The sequence below is a fragment of the Aminivibrio sp. genome, from assembly GCF_016756745.1.
GTDB lineage: Bacteria > Synergistota > Synergistia > Synergistales > Aminobacteriaceae > Aminivibrio.
In genome coordinates this window covers 1-19,557 of the sequence record NZ_JAESIH010000069.1, presented here as the reverse complement: position 1 = coordinate 19,557, position 19,557 = coordinate 1, and the positions used below count along the sequence as shown (strand labels likewise).

The 19,557-nt window shown below is 58.2% G+C and carries 18 protein-coding genes; 5 read left to right on the top strand and 13 right to left on the bottom strand.

The annotated features are described in order from the left end of the window. From JMJ95_RS12000 to JMJ95_RS11970, 7 genes are all read right to left on the bottom strand, one after another. The coding region (locus tag JMJ95_RS12000; RefSeq protein WP_290685642.1) for an ABC transporter ATP-binding protein at positions 1 to 773 on the bottom strand (773 nt) is incomplete at its 3' end. Between the two features lie 19 nt (positions 774 to 792). Beyond that, positions 793 to 1,698: an ABC transporter permease gene (locus tag JMJ95_RS11995; protein WP_290685640.1), complete on the bottom strand. Its 906-nt coding sequence runs from the start codon at positions 1,696 to 1,698 to the stop codon at positions 793 to 795. A gap of 19 nt (positions 1,699 to 1,717) precedes the next feature. Then, on the bottom strand, positions 1,718 to 2,653 hold the full coding sequence (gene nikB, locus JMJ95_RS11990; RefSeq protein ID WP_290685638.1) for a nickel ABC transporter permease: 936 nt from the start codon (positions 2,651 to 2,653) through the stop codon (positions 1,718 to 1,720). A 74-nt stretch (positions 2,654 to 2,727) separates the two neighbouring features. After that, on the bottom strand, positions 2,728 to 4,236 hold the full coding sequence (locus JMJ95_RS11985) for a glutathione ABC transporter substrate-binding protein (RefSeq protein WP_290685636.1): 1,509 nt from the start codon (positions 4,234 to 4,236) through the stop codon (positions 2,728 to 2,730). Between the two features lie 81 nt (positions 4,237 to 4,317). After that, positions 4,318 to 5,433, bottom strand: coding sequence for a Xaa-Pro peptidase family protein (locus JMJ95_RS11980; RefSeq protein ID WP_290685634.1), 1,116 nt, complete (start codon positions 5,431 to 5,433; stop codon positions 4,318 to 4,320). Positions 5,434 to 5,595: 162 nt separating this feature from the next. Next, complete coding sequence (locus JMJ95_RS11975) at positions 5,596 to 6,093, bottom strand: DUF3795 domain-containing protein (RefSeq protein WP_290685631.1); 498 nt, start codon at positions 6,091 to 6,093, stop codon at positions 5,596 to 5,598. A gap of 97 nt (positions 6,094 to 6,190) precedes the next feature. Further along, complete coding sequence (locus JMJ95_RS11970) at positions 6,191 to 7,177, bottom strand: hypothetical protein (RefSeq protein WP_290685629.1); 987 nt, start codon at positions 7,175 to 7,177, stop codon at positions 6,191 to 6,193. 634 nt (positions 7,178 to 7,811) lie between these two features. On the opposite strand from JMJ95_RS11970, the gene ppk1 reads away from it, so the two are divergent. The 4 genes from ppk1 to JMJ95_RS11950 are packed head-to-tail and all read left to right on the top strand — an operon-like array spanning position 7,812 to position 13,853. Beyond that, positions 7,812 to 10,016: a polyphosphate kinase 1 gene (gene ppk1, locus JMJ95_RS11965; RefSeq protein WP_290685626.1), complete on the top strand. Its 2,205-nt coding sequence runs from the start codon at positions 7,812 to 7,814 to the stop codon at positions 10,014 to 10,016. Next, positions 10,013 to 10,987 carry a CHAD domain-containing protein gene (locus JMJ95_RS11960; protein WP_290685623.1) on the top strand — a complete coding sequence of 325 codons (975 nt, stop codon included), beginning with the start codon at positions 10,013 to 10,015 and terminating at the stop codon, positions 10,985 to 10,987. Before ppk1 ends, JMJ95_RS11960 begins: the two co-directional genes overlap by 4 nt. Then, complete coding sequence (locus tag JMJ95_RS11955; protein ID WP_290685622.1) at positions 10,984 to 12,273, top strand: YfcE family phosphodiesterase; 1,290 nt, start codon at positions 10,984 to 10,986, stop codon at positions 12,271 to 12,273. The genes JMJ95_RS11960 and JMJ95_RS11955 overlap by 4 nt, the downstream gene beginning before the upstream one ends. Beyond that, positions 12,258 to 13,853, top strand: coding sequence for a Ppx/GppA phosphatase family protein (locus JMJ95_RS11950; protein ID WP_290685620.1), 1,596 nt, complete (start codon positions 12,258 to 12,260; stop codon positions 13,851 to 13,853). The genes JMJ95_RS11955 and JMJ95_RS11950 overlap by 16 nt, the downstream gene beginning before the upstream one ends. Positions 13,854 to 14,497: 644 nt before the next feature. Here JMJ95_RS11950 and pap read toward each other — a convergent pair. The 4 genes from pap to JMJ95_RS11930 all read right to left on the bottom strand — a co-directional run bounded on the left by pap (position 14,498) and on the right by JMJ95_RS11930 (position 17,868). Continuing rightward, positions 14,498 to 15,994 (bottom strand): polyphosphate:AMP phosphotransferase, encoded by a 1,497-nt coding sequence (gene pap, locus JMJ95_RS11945; protein WP_290685617.1) that lies wholly within the window; start codon positions 15,992 to 15,994, stop codon positions 14,498 to 14,500. Between the two features lie 521 nt (positions 15,995 to 16,515). Continuing rightward, the gene (locus tag JMJ95_RS11940) at positions 16,516 to 17,028 is read right to left on the bottom strand and encodes a DNA-deoxyinosine glycosylase (protein ID WP_290685614.1); all 513 of its coding nucleotides are present in this window, start codon (positions 17,026 to 17,028) and stop codon (positions 16,516 to 16,518) included. A 77-nt stretch (positions 17,029 to 17,105) separates the two neighbouring features. After that, positions 17,106 to 17,372 (bottom strand): hypothetical protein, encoded by a 267-nt coding sequence (locus JMJ95_RS11935; RefSeq protein WP_290685612.1) that lies wholly within the window; start codon positions 17,370 to 17,372, stop codon positions 17,106 to 17,108. A gap of 31 nt (positions 17,373 to 17,403) precedes the next feature. Continuing rightward, complete coding sequence (locus JMJ95_RS11930; RefSeq protein WP_290685609.1) at positions 17,404 to 17,868, bottom strand: (deoxy)nucleoside triphosphate pyrophosphohydrolase; 465 nt, start codon at positions 17,866 to 17,868, stop codon at positions 17,404 to 17,406. A 214-nt stretch (positions 17,869 to 18,082) separates the two neighbouring features. Here JMJ95_RS11930 and JMJ95_RS11925 point away from each other — a divergent pair, with 214 nt between their 5' ends. Beyond that, positions 18,083 to 18,421, top strand: a complete 339-nt coding sequence (locus JMJ95_RS11925; protein ID WP_290685607.1) for a transposase — start codon at positions 18,083 to 18,085, stop codon at positions 18,419 to 18,421. 172 nt (positions 18,422 to 18,593) lie between these two features. Here the strand turns inward: JMJ95_RS11925 and JMJ95_RS11920 are convergent, their stop codons facing one another. Next, complete coding sequence (locus tag JMJ95_RS11920; RefSeq protein WP_290685604.1) at positions 18,594 to 18,968, bottom strand: hypothetical protein; 375 nt, start codon at positions 18,966 to 18,968, stop codon at positions 18,594 to 18,596. Next, the coding region (locus JMJ95_RS11915; protein WP_290685601.1) for a hypothetical protein at positions 18,923 to 19,557 on the bottom strand (635 nt) is incomplete at its 5' end. The genes JMJ95_RS11915 and JMJ95_RS11920, both read right to left, overlap by 46 nt.

Sequence of the window (19,557 nt, the reverse complement as noted above, 5' to 3'; positions counted from 1 at the left end):
ATGCACCGGAACAGGCCGAGGGTGTAGGGGTGCCTGGCATTGCCGAAGATCTGCTCCAGAGAGCCCGCCTCCACAATGCGACCGGCGTACATGACCGCCACGTGATCGCAGACCTCCCCCACCACGCCGAGATCGTGGGTAATCATGACCATGGCGGTGGAGAACTCCTCCTTGAGGCTCCGCATAAGATCCAGCACCTGGGCCTGGATGGTCACGTCCAGGGCTGTGGTGGGCTCGTCTGCGATGATGAGCCCCGGGTTGCAGGCCAGCGCCATGGCGATGACCACCCGCTGGCGCATGCCGCCGCTGAATTCATGGGGATATTCCCTGTACCGCCGGCCCGGGATCTGCACTTTTTCAAGCATCTCCATGGCCTTTTTCTCCGCCTCCGCCTTCGATAGGTTCTGGTGGGCCGCCATGACTTCCGAAATCTGGACTCCCACCGTCACCACCGGGTTCAGGGAGGTCATTGGATCCTGAAAAATCATGGAGATGCGGTTGCCCCGGATCTTCTTCATCTCCTTCTCCGAAAGGGAGAGGAGGTTCTTCCCGCCGAAACTGACGCGGCCGCCGGTGATAATGCCGGGAGGGGACGGGACAAGGCCCATGATCGACAGGGCGGTGGTGGTTTTCCCCGCGCCGCTCTCCCCCACGAGGCCGAGGGTCCTGCCCGCTTCGAGGGAGAATTCCACGCCGTTCACGGCGGCAACCGTTCCTTCGTAGGTTTTGTAAATGACGTTCAGATCTGCTATTTCCAGCAAGGGATCATTCATGAAAAAACCTCCCGGCGGACTACTGGCGGAGCTTGGGATCAAGAGAATCCCGAAGCCCGTCGCCGAAAATGTTCAGGGCGAGCACCACCACGGAGATGGCCAGCCCCGGGAAAAAGGTGAGGTAGGGAGCGTTCCGGAGGAACTGCCGTCCCGAGCTGAGCATGGAGCCCCACTCCGCCGTGGGGGGCTGGATGCCGAGGCCCAGGAAGGAGAGGGCCGCCGCCGAAAGGATGGCCTGGGCCACTCCCAGGGTGCTTTGGACGATGATGGGGGCCATGCAGTTGGGGATGATGTTCTCCAGGATGATCCTGGTGTCGCTCGCTCCCACAGCCCGGGCCGCCTCGACGTACTCCTGCCCCCGGACGGTGAGGGCCGACGCCCTTACCACCCTGGCGTACCGGGGAAGCTGGCTGATCCCCACGGCGATCATGAGGTTCAGTAGGCTCGTTCCCAGGGCACCGACGATGGCGATGGCCAGGATGATCTGGGGTATGGCCAGAAGCACGTCCATGCACCGCATGATGAAGTTGTCGAGCCGGCCGCCGTAGTAGCCCCCGATGGCCCCGAGGATGCCGCCGAATACGGCGCCGATGCCCACAGCCACGAAGCCGACATAAAGAGAGATTCTGCTGCCGTAGATGATCCGGCTCAGCATGTCCCGGCCGAAGTTGTCCGTCCCCAGGGGATGTTCCGAAGACGGTCCCTGGAGGCGTATTTTGATGTTCGTCTGGTTCGGGTCGTAGGGCGCCAGGACTGGGGCGAGGACCGCCACCACCACAAGCAGGATGACCACCGACATTCCAACGACGGCTGCCTTGTTGCGCCGAAGGCGCCGCCAGACTTCCCACCAGGGGCTCCGACGCTTTTCCCTTTCCTTCGTCCGGCCGGATGAGGGAGCGAACAGGGTTCCGTTTTCATTGTTCATGACGTTATCCCCCTCTCCCTTATTTCGCCGCCCGGTACTGGGCCTTGATCCTCGGGTCCAGCACAGCGTAGAGCAAGTCAACCAGAAGATTCACGATCCCCACGCACAGGGCGAAGAACAGCACGCCCCCCTGGACCACGGGGTAGTCCTGGGCGCGGATGGCATCCACGATAAGCCGTCCGAGGCCCGGAATGGAAAAGATTGTCTCGGTGATGACCACGCCGCCGAGCTGGTGGCCGAAATAAATCCCCGCAATGGTCACCACGGGGATGAGCACGTTGCCGAGGATATGCCTGGTGAGCACCAGCCGGTCGGAGATGCCCTTGGCCCGGGCGGTGCGGACGTAATCCTGCCGGATAACCTCGAGCATGCTCGACCGAGTCATCCGCGCGATCACCGCCATGGTCTGGATTCCGAGGACGATGGTGGGCATGATGAGGTTTTTCCAGGAGTCGAAGCCCGACGACGGCAGAATGGGGATATAGATGGAAAGCAGCAGCATGAGCATCAGGCCGACCCAGAAGTTGGGTATGGAAAAGCCCACCAGGGCAAAGAAGCTGCATAAGGCGTCCACCCAGGTGTTTTGTTTCAATGCCGCCAGGATTCCCAGCGGCAGGCCGATGACGATGGCGAAGATCATGCCGAGCACCGCGAGAGTCAGGGTGACGGGGAACCGCTCAAGTATCTCGTCCACCACCGGGGCGTTGCTTTTGATGGACCGTCCGAGGTCACCTTTGAGGGCGTTTTTGAGAAAAATGCCGTACTGGACGTATAAAGGCTTGGTAAGTCCGAGCTGCTCCCTCAGGTTGGAAATTTCCTCCTGGGTAGCGCTGGGGCCGAGCATGACCTCGGCGGGGTCTCCCGGCGCCAGGTGGACGATGGAGAAGATCACCACCGAAACGCCCAGCAGCACCGGGATGAGGAACATGAGCCTCTTGAGAAAATAACGAAGCATGGATCCTATCCTCCGAAAAATGAAGTCCGACGGGCCCGTTGTAAGGCAGCCCGCCGGCGTTCTGTCGATTGGGGTTACTCGGCGAGGGTGACGGAATACAGGGGGCTGATCATGTTCGGGTACAGCTTGAACCCCTTGACCTTGCTCGTGGACGCACCCAGCAGTTCCTGACTGATCAAGAAGACCAAGGGGCATTCTTCGACGATAAGCTCCTGGGCCTCGGCGTAAACCTTCTTCCTGGCCTCCTGATCGAGGGTGGCCGTGCCTTTCTCGAGAAGGGCGTCGAGGGCTTCGTTCTTGTAGCGGAACCGGTTGGAGGAACCGATGTTGGCCGAGTGATAAACGGGCGTCAGTCCGCCGTCGGCGTCTCCCGTACCCGTCCAGCCCAGCATGAAGGCCCCGCCGATGCCCTTGGCGGAGGTGGAGAGCAGGGCGCTCCACTCCATGAGCTCAATCCGGGCCCGGATGCCCACTTCGGCAAGGTAGGCCTGGATCAGTTCCGCGGCGTTGCGCCGCTCGGTCCTGTTGTCGGAGTAGATGGTCATGTCAAAACCGTCGGCGTACCCGGCCTGCTTCAGGAGTTCACGGGCTTTTTCGGGGTTGTAGGGATAGGCCGCTTTTCTTGCGGGGTCGAATCCCCAGATTACCGGGGAGAGCGGGCCGCGGGACGGCGTGGCGAAACCGAAGTATACGGCGTCCACAATGCCCTGCTTGTCCACGGCGTAGTTCATGGCCTGGCGCACGAGCTTTTCTCCCAGGGGCTTCACTTCGGTGTTCAGCCCCATGTAGAGAGTGGACATGGCAGGAACCTTGTAGGTGAGATACTTGTCGTTCTTCTCGATGTTGGCGAACTCCTGGTAGGGGAAGTTGCCGGGGATGAGGTCGATGCCGCCGGACTCAAGCTCCACCAAGCGGGTAGCATCCTCGGGGATGCCCCGGTACACCACCGTATCGATGGCGGCGGGTCCTCGGAAATAGTCGGCGTTCTTCACCAAGACCACCTTGTCGCCCCGGGACCAGCTCTCAAACTTGAAGGGGCCGGTGCCGACGGCGGCCTTGCTGCCGTAGTCCGCTCCCGCAGCCTCCACAGCCTTCTCGTTCAGGATGGAAGTTTCGTACCGCGTCAGGCTCATGAGCATGGGGGCGAAGGGGTGCTTCGTCACAATCTTCACCGTGTAGTCATCCAACACTTCCACTGAGGCCACTTCCTTCAGGTGGGTGGCGCCGGGAGAGGCGGTCTTGGGGTCCTTGATCCGCTCGATGGAATATTTCACGGCGGCAGCGGTGAAGGGCTCGCCGTTGTGGAACTTCACGCCCTTGCGGAGGTGGAAGATCCACGTGAGGTCATCGGGGTTTTCCCACTTTTCGGCGAGATCGGGAACGATCTCCATGTCCTCGTTCACCTGCACCAAGTTGCTGTAAATCTGCCGGATGACGTTCGCCGAGTATATGTCGCTCACCTTATGAGGGTCGAGGCTCGACACGTCGGCCACCTGGGCGAGCCGCAGTTCCACCGCCACGGCGGGCAGGCAGAACGTCAGGGCAAGAAGGAGGGCGAGTGCCGCTGTTCTGAACTTGTTCATTTCCTTTCCACTTCCTTTCTTTTCTCCGCTTGATTTGTCTATCGTCGCCGACCGGACACTTCCAGTCGGGAAACTTCGCACCTACGCCGGGAAGAGCAGCCTGAGCGCCGTGGGGGACGCGGACGTGATCACTTCGCAGCCGCCGGGCAGGACGATCACGTCGTCCTCGATCCTGACGCCTCCAAGGCCCTCGACATAGATGCCGGGTTCGATGGTCACCACGGCCCCGGCGGGAAGCTTCTCTTCGTTCAGCCGGTTCACCACGGGCAGCTCATGAAGTTCCAAGCCGATGCCGTGCCCCGTGGAGTGGGTGAAATGGTCTCCCCAGCCCTTCGAGGCGATGTAATCCCTGGCTGCCCTGTCCACGTCCCGCCCCGTCGTTGAGGACGATACCGCCGCCACGGCCCGTTTCCGGGCCTCCTCTACGATATGGTAGATCTCCACCAGTTTCGGGTCCGGTTCACCGAGGCCCACGGTGCGGGTTATGTCGGAGACATAGCCGTCGAGAAGGGCGCCGAAGTCCATGGTGATGAAGTCGCCCCGTTCGAGCACCCTGCCGGAAAACACCCCGTGCGGCCTGGCCCCCCGGGGACCCGAAGCCGTCACGAAATGTCCCTTGGCCATCTGCTGGGCTCCCCGTTTGCGTATTTCGTGCACCAGGTCGGCGGCGATCTCCGCCTCGGTGCGCCCCGGACGAACGGCCGGAAGAAACGCCTCGAAGGCTTCGGCGGCTATCCGGGCGGAACGACGCAATACGGCCAGCTCATCCTCGTCCTTCACCGCCCTGATCCTCCGGACCAGCCCGGACGTCCCCACCACGGAAGAGGCGATCTTGCCAAGGGCACGGCCCCGCTCCAGGGTCAGCCTGTCGTCCTCCACGGCGAGAATTTTGACATCGAGCTCCCGGAGGGCCTGCCCCACGGCCGGCCAGGGATCCCGGTCCTCCATCCTCACAAGGGGAAAGAAGGACTCCTCCTCCGCCTGGAGGAAGTACCGGGAGTCGGTGACGAGCCTGCCGCCGTTCCGGCCGAGCACAAGCACGGCAAAGGAGCCGGTAAATCCCGAAAAGTACTGTATGCCCGGCCGATTGTCCAGTTCGCTGCTGAAGACCATCAGCCCATCAGCGCCGATTTTATCCAGCTCCTCATGCAGGCGGGCAAGACGACCGGAAAAACGGCGGTCTGTGTTGTCGGTCATTCTATCACCTCTTATCCTGCCACAACCCAAACACAATGCATTATACTAAATCGACAGTAGATTTGGGAAGCTTTTTTTACGGCAATTCCTGGTTTTTTTCCAGCTTTTCCGGAATTCCCGCTGCCGCCTTTTCCGCCGCCCGCCGGAGCCGAAGGACTTCCTCTATTTTTTCCCCCCGTGCATGGCGGTAAAGGCGCAGCCCGGTTCCTCTCCGCACTTCCGGCACTTCAGATCATAGGCGGAGTTGAGGGTACCGCACCGGGGACAGGAATAGTGTTTCCTTTTTTCAGCCATCCACTCCCTGTATCCCACCTCACGGATTCTCTCAAGGTCCTCCCAGAGTTCGGCCCGGTGAGGCCGTTCCGCCTGGAAGGCTTTCAGGGTGTCGCAGGGATATTCCGCGCAATCGCCGCAAAAGTCTATCCCCCGTTCAGCGGCGCACGGGGACATTTCGCATGTCCTGCAGTACGGTCCCCTCTTCTCCGAACGGCATCCGTAGCAGCGCATCTCCTCCTCCGGGAGCTGAAAAAGCTTTGCCAGCGCCGTCAGCCGTGCAGGATCTTCCGTCGTGGCGATGAAAAGAGAGCACGCCTCGCAATAGAGTCCGCAGACGGCCGCAAGTTTCTTGTCCGATTCTTCGGAACTCATCCCGTCCTTCATGGTTCGCCTCCTTTTGCACCTGTAAAACACTTATTTGCGTTTTTCTTCCCCGCCGCGGTTCTTCCGGCTTCCTGAGAAACAGTCTTTCAAAAACGCTTTACGGAGTCCTCACCACCGCTTTCCCGATCACCGGAAGAAGGTCGTGGATGGTCTCCGCTTTTTCCGGAAATGCCTCGAGGGCCTCGAAACTCAGGGCCCACACGTCCATGGGTATGGCCGGGCGGATGAGATCCTGCCCGAAGGGTGCCAGCAGGGAGACGCACCTCTCCGCCGACTCCTCCGTTTCGAAGAGGAAGATCAGCCAGTTGATGCCGTCCTGGTCATGGCTGTCCAGGTCCATGTACCCAGGCAGGACCATCCGGCGGAGAACCTCCAGGGCAAGCTGGAATCTCCCGACGGTTCCCAGGAACCACTCAAGATTGACCGTTTCAGGAGATGGCGAATCCATACAGAAAAAGCGGTCGGCATTCAGCAGCCCCCACCGGTCCCCGGGCAGAGGGGCGAAGGACGTATAGGCCTGGAAGTCGTAGCGGCTGAGGTAGAGCAGATCCGCTTCGAAGACGGCAGGCGCCTCTCCCTGGGTTTCAAACCACCGGGCAGCTGCGTCAGCCGGCGGGGGAGCCATTTTTCTGGCGGCCAGTCCCGTGACGGGCCAGTCGCTCCTCATCCGTTCCACCGCCGGGGAGGACGGCCATTTCCATTCAATCCCACCGTCAAGGGAGAACAACAGGGCATTCTCAAGGTCCGGCACGGGAAAACGGGCTCCCGGCACGTACTCTTTCACCCCCCACCGCTGGATATGCTTCTTGTCGAGCAGCAGCCGCAGCCGTGTCCGGAAAAGATGCTCCCCGGGGTCCAGGTCGGGGATCCCCGGTTCAACAGGCAGGAAACTTGCGGCGGCCTCCTTCCGGAACGCCGTCCTCCCCGCCTCGGTCAGGACGCAGGCTTCTCCCTTCCTCTCGGCGAGGCCGTCCCGGACCATTTCCGGCAGAAGCGCCGGGTCCTCTTCGGCCAGTTGCACAAGCTTCTCCGTCCAGCAGGGGTTTTCGTCGTCAAACAGCAGCAGAAGGCTTCCGTATTCCATGCTCCCTTCCTCCTCTCATAGAGCGGGCAGCACCCGCCTGAAACGACCGGTTCCTGAAAACGACGCCTTCGGGCAGGCAAAGCTCCGGGGACGCCGTCTATCGGGATAATCGCAAATATCCATTCACTCGTGGGCGCCCTCCTGAAGGATAGCCCCAAATGACGGTTTCTTCCAGGGGTCAGTCCGCTGGGGAACAGCGAAACCGACACGGATGTCGGTTTCACAAGCAGGCAGCCGGCGAACGCAGGGAGCCGCGGTGATCGCCTGAGCTGTTGTCAGGGACGACAATCTGCCCCCCGGCCCAAGCGTTTCCCGGTGACGCTCCCCGCTGGGGTGCGGATTTGGCTCTTTCCGGGGCCTGGACAAATAGAAGAAGTTCCCTGTGTTCGCCCGGAATAAAACTCATATTGTTCGGGAAAAGTCTGTTTCTCTATTTCCGTCCTTACTTCAAGCAAGCCGGGATACGTCGTCTTCGGATGATTCACCAGACTTTCCCTACGGTTATGTAACACTTTTGTTCCATTCAGGGAAGAGAAGTGGCGAAAGAAGAGGGCAACGAGTAAGATAGAAAAAATTCATCCATGGACATCTATGGGGCTATACTATAATGATACGTAACGGGGAGGTTTTTTTCATGGTTCCCACCTCACTTCTTCCTGTGGGCGGGGAGGTCGGCGACGATATGAGCGGCAAGAGAGACAACGAAAAACCAGAACCCATAACCAGTCTTGACGATCCTCGGCTTTATTTCAACCGGGAGATAAACTGGATCGACTTTAACTCGAAGGTCCTCGAAGAAGCCATGACGCCTTCCACGCCTTTGCTTGAACAGCTCAAGTTTTTGGTCATCTTCTTCAATAACCTTGACGAGTTCTTTATGGTTCGTGTCTCTGGCCTGATGGAACAGTATCGGAACGGCATCTTCGCTCCTTCGTCCGACGGTATTCCGGCGTCCAAGCAGCTCGCCATAATACGTAAAAGAGTGCTTCCACTGCTGGCGGAGGCCCAAGAATATTGGAGTAAATCCCTGGAGCCCCGTCTCAAGGACGCCGGCATGCGTTTCGTGGAATATAAAGACCTCAGCGAAAAGCACCGGAATTTTCTGGAAGGTTACTTCAAGAATGAAATCTACCCGGTCTTGACGCCTCAGGCCATTGATCCCGGACGTCCTTTCCCAGTGATTTCAAATCTTAGTCTGAATTTTCTCGTCCAGCTCGCCGATCCGCAGAAGGGAACCAGATTCGCCCGTCTGAAAATACCCAAGAACGTTTCCCGTTTCATCTTCCTGCCGAGAAACAAGAAGGCCAAGACTTACGAAAGCCTGGGCTTCACCTCCAACATCCACCACTCGGACATTCTCTTTCTGGAAGACCTGGTAGAACATTATCTTGACCTTCTTTTTCCCGGTCTTCACGTGACGGCGTCCGCGCTCTTCCGTATCACCCGGAACACAGACGTGGAAATTGAGGAGGACGAATCATCCGACCTCATCGAAGCAGTGAAGGATCTGGTGGACCGCCGGAATTTCGGCGAGGTGGTACGTCTTGAAGTATCATCGGGGGTTCCCCGCGAGATCTTTGCCTTTCTGGTGCGTCATTTCCACCTGGCACCATTTCAGATCTACAAACGAAAGGGCCCCATGGCTTTCTCCGGCCTTTGGGACCTTTGCGCTGTCGATCGCCCCGACCTCAAGGACGAACCACTGCTGCCCCGTATTCCTCCCCCCTTCACCGAGGGAGCGAATTTGTATTCCGTCCTTCGAAGGCGGGACGTGGTGCTCTACCACCCCTACGACAGTTTCTCCCCCGTGCTCGACTTCGTCCGCAGGGCCGCGGTTGATCCCAAGGTAGTGGCCATCAAGCAGACCCTCTACCGGGTGGGAACCGAGTCGCCCGTAGTGGAAGCCCTCATCAACGCCCGGAAGAACGGCAAACAGGTGACTGCGGTGGTGGAGTTGAAGGCCCGGTTCGACGAAGAGAGAAACATCAACTGGGCGGAGGCCCTGGAGGACGTAGGGGTCCATGTAGTATACGGTCTCGTGGGGTTCAAGATTCACGCCAAGCTGTGCCTGGTGGTACGCCGCGAAGCGGAGGGCATCGCTCGGTACGTCCACATCGGTACGGGGAATTACAACCCCATCACTGCCAAAGTGTACACCGATCTTTCCTTTTTCACCGCCGACAAAGCCATTTGCGCCGACGTGACGGACTTGTTCAACGCCATGACGGGTTATTCTCTCAAGGAAAACTACCAGCAGCTTCTCGTTTCACCCTACACCTCTCGTTCGGGCATAATCTCCCGTATCGAGCGGGAGATTTGCCGCCACGAAGCTTTCGGTGACGGATACATCGCCTTCAAGATGAACCAGCTCGTGGACAATCAGTGCATTCAGGCTCTCTACCGAGCCTCCATGGCAGGGGTCAAGGTGAGGCTCCAAGTGCGGGGCATCTGCTGCCTCCGGCCGGGAGTCCCCGGAGTGAGCGACAACATTGAAGTAACATCCATCGTAGGGCGTTTTCTTGAACACGTTCGCATTTTTTACTTCAACAACGGAGGGGACGATGAAATGTTCATCGGCAGCGCCGACCTCATGCCCCGTAATCTGGACCGGAGAGTGGAAGTACTCGTTCCCATTCACGACAAGGCGCTGAGGGACAGCATCCGGGACAACATTCTGGAGATTCACCTGCGAGACAATCAAAAAGCTCGGCGGCTTGACCCGGATGGAGTCTACCGACGGATTGAGCCCCTTGCTGGAGAATCCCTTGTGGATTCCCAGAAAATCATGATGGCCCGGACATGGGGCTGGAACCCGCCCGAAAGAAGCGAGGAAAAATGACCTTTTCCGAAAAAACCTTTTGTTCCTTCGCTGTAGAGACATTGGCGTCTCTGCTGGAGAAAATTCTCGCCCAATTTGACGGCCTCGCCGACGCCGAGGACATTGAATATCTCCACCACACCAGAGTTGGAACAAGAAGACTCCGAGCAGCTCTTTCCCTTTTCGGCTCCTGCTTTTCAGACAACGACAGGAAAAAGTGGAGCCGCGCCATCGGACGACTCACCCGACTCCTTGGGGAAGCCAGGGACCTGGACGTCCAGATGGAGGTCGTAGCGGCGGAAAAAGACAGCGCCGTTCAACGGGAGAAAGCAGGACTGGCACGTCTGCACCTTCGGCTCTCTCAGCAGAGAGAGAAAATGCAGCCGAAAATCCGCAATCTTATCCGCTCGGGGAAAACACGAAGCACCCTGAAAGACATGTCAGAAGGGCTGCGGGCCGCCGCCGAGCGGGAAATTCTCGAAGAGGGGGGAAAAGGAGCTTTCGCCGCACCTCCCGCTGAAGTGCGAAGGCGCGTGGCCGAAGTTCTCAGCTACGATCCCTTCATCCGGAATCCGGCGGCGGTAAAAGAGCTTCACAACCTCCGAAAGGCGGGAAAGAAACTGCGATACGCCATGGAAATTCTCGCACCTCTCTACGAAGGCCGTCTTGACCCTTTCATCGGAAAAATGAAAGGGCTTCAGGACCTGCTGGGGGAGATTCATGACTGCGATGTGTGGCTCAACATCCTGCCTCTCTTTTTGGAGGAAGAAAAGAGGCGAACTCTGGAATATTACGGCCACGCCAGGACCTTTCCCCCTCTCGTTTCAGGAATTCTCGCCTTTCGAGACAGGAGGAAAGAGTTGAGAGAAAAACAATACATCCATTTTCTCGAAGAATGGGACACTCTCAAGACCAGAGGCTTCTGGACAAACCTCAGGACAGTAGGGGATGCCCTCTTTCCATTCGAAGAAGAAAGGACGGATAATTCATGAAAATTATTCTTCTCGGAGATGTACATGGCAATCTTCCCGCACTTCAGGCGGTCCTTGGAGATGCCAGGAAGCGCGGAGGTGAATTGGTTCTCAATACGGGAGACTACGTGGGGCAGGGCCCCTTTCCTGAAGAAACAGTGCTCCTTCTCGCCGCTGTGGAGGCGGCCTCCGTCGCGGGAAATTTCGATCGGAACGTCCTCAAGGCCGACGGGAAAAAGAAGGGGGAGAAGGCGGCCCTCCACCTTTGGAACAAAAACGCCCTGTCGAAGACCTCCCGGAAATACCTCAAAAACCTTCCCCGGACGAAAAAACTCTTCCTCGCGGGGAAAACGATTTTTCTTGCTCACGGCAGTCCCGAGGATATCGAAGAAAATATCACGGAAGACACCCCGGAGGAGAGATTTCTCCAGCTTGCTGAAAAAGCCGATGCAGATATTGTTGTCACAGGGCACACCCACTTTCCCCTGGCGAAAAAAGTGAAGAACACCTGGTTTCTCAATCCCGGCACAGTGGGGCACCCCCTTGGAAACGACCTCAGGGCCTGCTACGCCCTTCTCCAGATGCGGCCAGGATATTTCCGGTTAGATCATTATCTCGTGGAATACGACATGTCCAAAACGGCGGACGCTGCCTTGTCCAGAGGCATGCCGGGAGATTTCGTTTCCTCTTCCTTTCTTGCCGCCGGACCCAACGAGGGAGAGCTTCCTCTTGAGGAAGAAGCGGAAGACATCCTCGACCGAATGGTACCGGTCCATGCAGACCACAGCCGCCATGTGACCTCCATCGCCCTGGCCCTCTTCGAGCGACTGAAGGACCTTCACGGCCTGGACGAGGACGGACGGTTCCACCTGAAGATCGCCTCTACCCTCCACGACATCGGATGGCTCAAGGGACGCAAAGAGCACCACAAGGCCGCCATGGAGTTCATCCTCGGTTTAAAAAACATTATCCGGGACGACCGGGAGCGGATCATCATCGCTTCTATAGCCCGCTATCATAGGAAAGCCGATCCGGACGACAGCCACCCCTTTTTCGAACAGCTCGCCCCCGAGGACAAAGAAGAGGTACGCCGCCTCGCCGCACTCCTGCGAGTTGCCGACGGCCTGGACTGGACTCATGAAAGGATAATCATCGGGGTGGAATGCTTCGTGGAAGACGAACGAGTGCTCATTTCCTGCACCGCTGCCGGAGACGCGGATGCGGAGCGCCTGCGCGCTCTCGAAAAAGGCGCTCTTTTCGAAAAAGTCTTCGGAAAAAGGCTCGAGATTCAATGGGTCCGCAGCTGAACGCCTCCGGTCACGTGGTCGGCCTCATCGACCTTGGCACAAACTCGGTCCGCCTTTTCGTGGTACGGATCAATACAAACAAGTCCTATACAATTCTGAACCAGAACAAGATCATGGTCCGTTTGGGGGAGGGGGAGTTTCTGAAACAACGTCTCACTCGGGAGGCCATGGAGCGTACTATCTTGGTGCTCAGCCGTTTCGCCGAAATGGCCAGAAATCTGGGTGCGGAGGAGATTTACGCAGTAGCCACCTCCGCCACAAGGGACGCGGAAAATCGGGATGTTTTCCTCGATCGAGTCAAGAAGGAAGCAAACATCGATCTAAAGATCATCTCTGGACTCGAAGAAGCTCGCCTGATCTACCTCGGCGTGGCGGGAGGCATGAACATGGAGGGCAAGACAGGACTCTTCGTGGACATCGGCGGCGGAAGCACCGAACTCATCGTGGGCAACCAAGTCGAACACTTTCACCTTGACTCCCTGAAGCTTGGATGTGTACGGCTTTCCTCTATGTTTTTTCTTCCTGAAGAAGTCGGTCCCGTCTCGCCCGACCGATACGCCTTGGTACAGCAATACGTCCGCAACGCCTCTCTGAGGAGCGTCCAGCGGATTCGAGATTTTCCCGTACAGCTCGTGGTGGGAAGCTCCGGCACGCTGGAAACTCTCGGCGAAATGACCGCACGCCAGCGAAGCAAAAAAAACAGACCGAGCGGAGAAGACGAACGTTCGGAACGGACAATGACCTTCCGCCAGCTCGATTCTCTCGTCAAACTTCTCTGCTCTCTCCCTCTGGAAGAACGGAAGAAAGTCCCCGGTATGGCCCCGGAGCGGGCGGACATAATCATTGCCGGGGCCGCAATCATCCATACGCTCATGGAGGACCTGAATCTGGAAAAAATCTCCATAAGCTCACGCAGCCTCCGGCACGGTCTTCTTCAGGACTACCTCATGCGGGGAACATGGGGCTATCTGGACCCTTCATCATTTTCCGTGCGGGAGCAGAGCATACTGCAGCTCGGACGAACCTGCGGCTTTAACGAAGAGCACTCCCGACATATGGGAGCCCTCTGCCTGAACCTCTTCGACAGCGCAAAAAATGCCGGACTGCACGCCATGGGGGAAGATGCCAGGGAACTGCTCTACTATGGCGCCCTGCTCCACGATATTGGTCTTTTTCTCTCATTCAGCAACCACCACGCCCACAGCCACTACCTTATCAGCCACGCAGAATTGCTGGGTTTCCACGACAAGGAAATAGCCATAATAGCTGCCCTGGCCTACTTCCACAGGAAACGGCCTCCGAAGAAGAAAGATCCCCCGTTCTCCGCCTTGGACACGGAGTCTCGGAGAATGGTGTTTCCTCTCAGCATGCTTCTCCGTATGGGAGAAAGTCTTGATCGAGGGCACCGCCAAGCGGTGAAGAGGGCAACCTTCGTCCGGGAAAAGAAAACTCTGTTGCTGCAACTCGAAACCAAAGAGGACCCCCATCTGGAAATCTGGGCACTGGAGGAACATCAGAAGTATTTTCTCAAGACTTTCGGAGAACGATTCGGAATTCAGGTGACCTCCCTCAGCTCATAAGGTATAACTATTATTAATCCATGAAGAGAGCAAGGGAGACTGCAAATGAAATTCCGTCCCGAGGCAAGACCGTTTCTCCCCGCATCGGGGGTGCTGGGTTTTGTCGTCTTTATGGAACCTCTGAACAAGAACTGATCCGGCGTCCGACAAGGCAAAGAGCACGAAGGCGAAGTTCGTGTTCTTCACCAGGCTCCTGTACCTGGTCGAAAAGCCGACTATCCTTTTCGCGATGAGGAAGAGACGCTCCCCGCGGCTCCCTGGGTTCGCCGGCTGCCTGCCTGTGAAACCGACATCAGTGTCGGTTCCTCTCCCCTCAGGCGACCTCTCCCCCAGGGAATATCCCCGCAAGGAGCGCGGAGCGAGATCTCTTCGCCCCCGGGGAGGGCAAATCCTCATGCCCGGCGACAACTCCCTCTGCCTGAAAAAATTTGCTGATTTAGGGCTTCGCGGGTTTCTTGTATTTTTCGAAGGCGGAGGCGTTCGCGAGCGTTTTCCGGCGGTTCATCGGTCCTCATCTCCTCATAGGGCCTGGAGTTGGAAACAACTGCCGCAGTACTGTTTTACAAGGTCGAAAGGCAATGTGCCCGAGACTTTTTCAGAGGTTCCCTGAAACGAAAGAGCGGGCACGTCGGGAGTCATCGTCTTCACTTTCCCGTGCCTTTTCCGCCGGAGCGCTGAGTTAGGGCGTTTTGGATTCCGTCCACCACGGTCTTCAGAATTTTTGTCCTCGCCAATTTCTTCGAATTGGTGCCCACCACGGTCCACGGGGCATAGGGAGTACTGGTACGCACAAGCATTTCACCGGCGGCATTCTGATAATCATTCCACTTACTCCGGTTGCGCCAGTCTTCGTCGGTGAGTTTCCAGGCTCGGAGAGGATCGTCCCGGCGGCTTTCGAACCGGCGAAGCTGTTCTTCCGGGTCGATCTGCAGCCAAAATTTTAACAAAACTGTTCCAAAGGCGGTGAGGTGTCGTTCCATCTCGTTGATCTCTCGATACGCCCTGTACCACTCGGCGTGGGTGCAGAACCCCTCCACGCGCTCCACCAATACCCGCCCGTACCAGCTCCGGTCAAAGACGGCAAGATGCCCGTCCTTCGGGAAATCCTTCCAGAAACGCCATAGATAGTGGTGGCTTCGCTCCAAGTCATTGGGGGCTCCCACAGGGTACACAGTATAGTTCATAGGGTAAAGAGTCTCTGTGACGCGACGAATGGCCCCGCCTTTTCCGGCCGCGTCCACTCCCTCGAAAGCGAGAATCACCGGAAGCCTCTCTCGGAACATGCGGAGTTCCATAGATTTCAATTCTTTCTGGAGATTTTTCATGGTGCGGTCATATTCCTTGTCCGCCATATCACCCTCCGGCTCAAGAGCCGACAGAGCAGCGCTCGTTCCGTACTCCACGCCGCCTAGGACCCCTCCAGTGGCAGGCCATTCATCTCCGGAGAGCCGCTGACGCAAAACCCGCTCCACCGTGGAAATAATCTTCCACGCAGCAAATTCAAAATCCGTAGCCGCCACGATGGTCCAAGGGGCATATTCCGTTCCGGTGAAGGAAAGCATTTCTTCGGCGCAAAAGAGAAAGTCGTCGTACTGTTTATTTTCTCGCCAATCATTGTCGGTCACCAACCAAGCCAGATCGGGATTCGCCGCTCGTTTCTCAAGGCGCTTTTTCTGTTCTTTTTTATCGATATGGCAAAAGAATTTCAACACCACGGTACCGTTGTCAGCGAGCTGACGCTCGAAAGCGCAAATATCCCGAAAGACGGAGGAGTAATCCTGCTTCTCTTCTTTCCGCTCCACTCTGCGGCGGAGTACTTCGAGGTACCAGCTTCCCGAGAGTATGGTCATTCTTCCCGCAGGGGGAGTGACCTCCCAGAAAGGAATGAGAAAGGGATATTCCTCGTCTTCCCGGCTCTTCGGGGCCAGAAAGAAATACCCTCTGGGATCGAGCATCTGCAGAAGGCGGTTGATAAGCGTTCCTTTTTCGGAACCCTGCCATCCTTCCACCACAAGAAGGACGGGAACGTTCTTCTCCTTGGCCGTTCTCTGGAGCTCTCCGAGAAGAGGCGCAATCTTCTCCGCCTTGACGTCGTATTCCTTTTTCTTCATTTTTACGGAAAGATCCACTGCTTCCAGCATGTCCTTTCCTCCCTTCCACGGCGTTTCACCGCAACGCAAGTGTACCCTACTTCCAGACCACAAAAAAGAGCTCGAGATGATGTAAAACAAGTATATAATGTATCAAAGTAGAGAGAAGACTCCCACCGTTCAGGTCAAGCGCTTCCAGCGTGTCCGCCTTTCGGCTTTGGTCTTTGTTGCAAAATAGAAAGGGAAAAAGGGGGGTGTGGACGTTTTTCAAGGTCCTGCAAAAGTTGATTGGGAAACAACGGCGCCATTGCACTGGAGATAGTGACGGATACCCGTTACGTAATCAAGCAGTTTTATTACCGTGGTCTGCCCTGACATGGGATACCACCCACGGGGGGCCGTGACTTGAATTTCGCGTGTTTTCGGCTTGAAGGGAATTGAAAAAAGCAGAATCTCCCCTCGCTGTGCTCAAGATGCTCCTTGATCGCTCCGCTCAGAATGACAACCTGGGTTCGGGGGACACCCCTCTGTCATCCTGAGGACACGCCTCACCGCCCGAAGGATCTCGGGGTTTAAGGCATCTCCGTCGCCTCTGCCACCGCCCGCCAGGCTTCGGTCTTCTGTTGCAGGCTCATACCCGCGTGGGCCGGGCTGGTGGAGGGCAGGCGGACAAGCCTGAGGTCCGACTCAGCCAGGGACGACACCACCCAGCGCTTCCATGCCTCTTCGGCCTTCGCCCCGTTGAAGAACACCGTCCGGATAAGGGCATGCCTCCGGAAAAAACCGGGCAGGTCGTTGGGCACCGCCGTTGACCCGAGGATGGACGAATCCAGGCTCCCGGGCCGCACGCAGGACGCCAGCACGTCCCACAGGGCGACGCGCCTCTCCGCCAGGGCGGCAAGACGCTCGCCGTAGGGCAGGTCCCGCCGGATGTCCAGGACGGCCTCCATGATGGGCCAGAAGGCGTTCCGCGGGTGGGCGTAATACTGCCCGGCCTTCAGGGATGCCTCCCCCGGCATGCTCCCCAGTATGAGAACCACCGCATCGGGCCGGGAGGAAGGTGGGAAGCCGCGGACGGGATTCACCGCAGCCTCCCCGGTATCGTGTTATTGATCATTCAAATGCCTCCGGAATATGCGAAGATTTTGCCCGCGAGCGGGTTTCAGCTCCTCCGCAGCACTTTCCCCGCCGTCGTTCCCGTGAAAACACCGTTTTTCACCGCAAGCTTCCCGGCGACGAAGACGTGAGAAATTCCTTCCGGCTCCCCGAAGGGATCCTCGAAGGCGGCGCCGTCCCTCACCGTGTCCGGATTGAAGAGCACCAGGACGGCGTCCATGCCGGTCCTCACCAGCCCTTTCCTCCATGGCGTCCCGCTCCCGTCCACTATCCGCGCGTTCCGTATCATAATCACAGGGTCAAAATCCGCCACGGCAGAACCTCCGCTCTATTTTCTACAGGCCTCAGGCCATCAGCTGTTCCAGGATGTCCGCATCCGCCGGGCAGAACTCGTAGTGGGGGATGTCCCCGGGGGTGATCCAGCGGATGTCGCTGTGCTCGATCTTCCGGGGCGTCCCTTCGGCAATGGACGCGTTGAAAACGGTCAGGTGGATCGTAATGTCCGGGTACTCGTGGACCACGTCCATGAACACATCCCCCACCGAGAGGGTCACCGCAAGCTCCTCGCGGCATTCCCGTACCAGGGCGTCCTCAGGCGTTTCGCCCGGCTCCACCTTCCCGCCGACAAACTCCCACAGCAGGGGACGGGCCTTGTCCGCCGGGCGCCGGCAGATCAGGAATTTGCCCCCGTTCCGGATAAGGGCTGCCACCACTTCGATCATAAAGACCATTCCTTTCGGGAGACCAAAATCGTATTGAAGGAAATCGGGGTTGGGCTTCTTTCTCTTATGACAAAAATTCAGAAGCACCGGGCCCCTCCTTCATTTCGCCGCCGGTGTGATCGCGATGAACTACATTCTACCCCACCGAAATGAAAACCGCTTCCCCTAAATCCGCAGGCAGCGGGGAGTGTCACCGGGGAACGCTTGGGCGGGGGGTGCAGATTGTCGTCCTTGACAACTGCCCAAGCGATCAACACGGCTCCCTGCGTTCGCCGGTTGCCTGCTTGTGAAACCGACATCCGTGTCGGTTTCTCGGCCCGGGCGCTGTCCCCCAGGGGATAATCTCTTCGCCCCTGGCGGGGCGAATTCACCTTATGCCCGGCGACATTCCCTCTGCCTGAAAAACCTGCGGGGGCGTCACCGGGGACCGCTCCGCAGGATCACGGTCGAGAACCCTGAAACAGGAGAGAATATCGTTCTTCTCACCAATCTCACCAATCTCACCAATCACCTCCGGTTCGCGGCGAGCACCATAGGCGAGATCTACAGGGACCGGGGGGAGATCGAGCTCTTCTTCAAGACGCTGAAGCAGAACATGCCTGTCCCGATGCTTTCTCGGGGAAGGTCAAAACCTTCATAGGTGAGAGCAAGGACGCCCTTCGCATCCGAATTTGGACAGCCCTGATCCCCTAGGGGACCTTCTCTTGCCCGCTCCCTTCGGGCACGAACAATTCACCTTGTATCTCTATTGGAGCCCGGCGTCTTCCATCAGTTTGCAGATCATGTCCCTCATCGCGGTTCCTCCTTCGGTGTCAGTTTTTCCCCAAGAGATCCATCATCCGCTCCACGGCGCTCTTTGAGAGACTGAAGAGGTTTTCATCCCCCTTGACCCCTGCTAGCTCCCTGTTCATGGCCATTCCCCTGGCCCCGCACGAGAGGAGGAGGTTCAGCAGGAGGCCGGGGCTGTAGAGGGTGTTCGGGTAAAAGGCGGCGTGGACGATCATCCCGTCACTGTAGGTGTAGCTGCCGAAGCCGTACCCCGCCGGGTCGGAGCCGAGGAGCGGCATGTTGAGGGAGAGGGCTTTCCGGATCCAGCGCTCTTCCTCGCCCTTCTTTCCCGATACGGGGAAGAAATGGGTGATCAGCAGGCCGTTGCCGTAGAAGGGGTGAGGTTCGTCCGCCGACATCCTGCAGAGAGAGGAAAGGTGCCGAAGGGGAACTCTGCCGACAGCCCGGGACCTCCGGCGGTGGCCATAAGAACCGGGGGTATGTTCCCGAGCAGGTCGGCCGCGTGCTGGAATTCGGGGGCGGTCCACCGGGACGGCTCCCGTCCCTGGGCGGAGATGAACGCGGGAAGCAGGTCCGAGATTTTGTCCCACCCTTCCCGGATGCCGTTTTCGGGATGGCCGCTGACGGCGTTCTCCAGACCGAAGTCCCCGAATTTGTCCCCCAGCCTCTGCGCCTCGTGGATCTGCATGGCCGCCGCGATGCTGAGGAGGATGTTCATCCACGGGCTGATCTCCTCGTAGACAAGGGCCCAGGAGCAGAGGTCCAGGGTTCCCCGGCGGGGGTCATAGACCGGCCCCGCCAGGGACGCGAAGGTCATGAGGGTCATGTTGATGGCCTTCAGGGCGTCGCCGTCGAGGCTGCGGGCTTTGAACATATCCGTCCGGACGGATATGTAATAGCCCCTCTCGCCGGAAGGCCCGTCGGCCTCGCCCACCACCTCCACCGTCTGGGCCCGGTCGGTGGGCCACCACCGGAACCCGTTGTCCG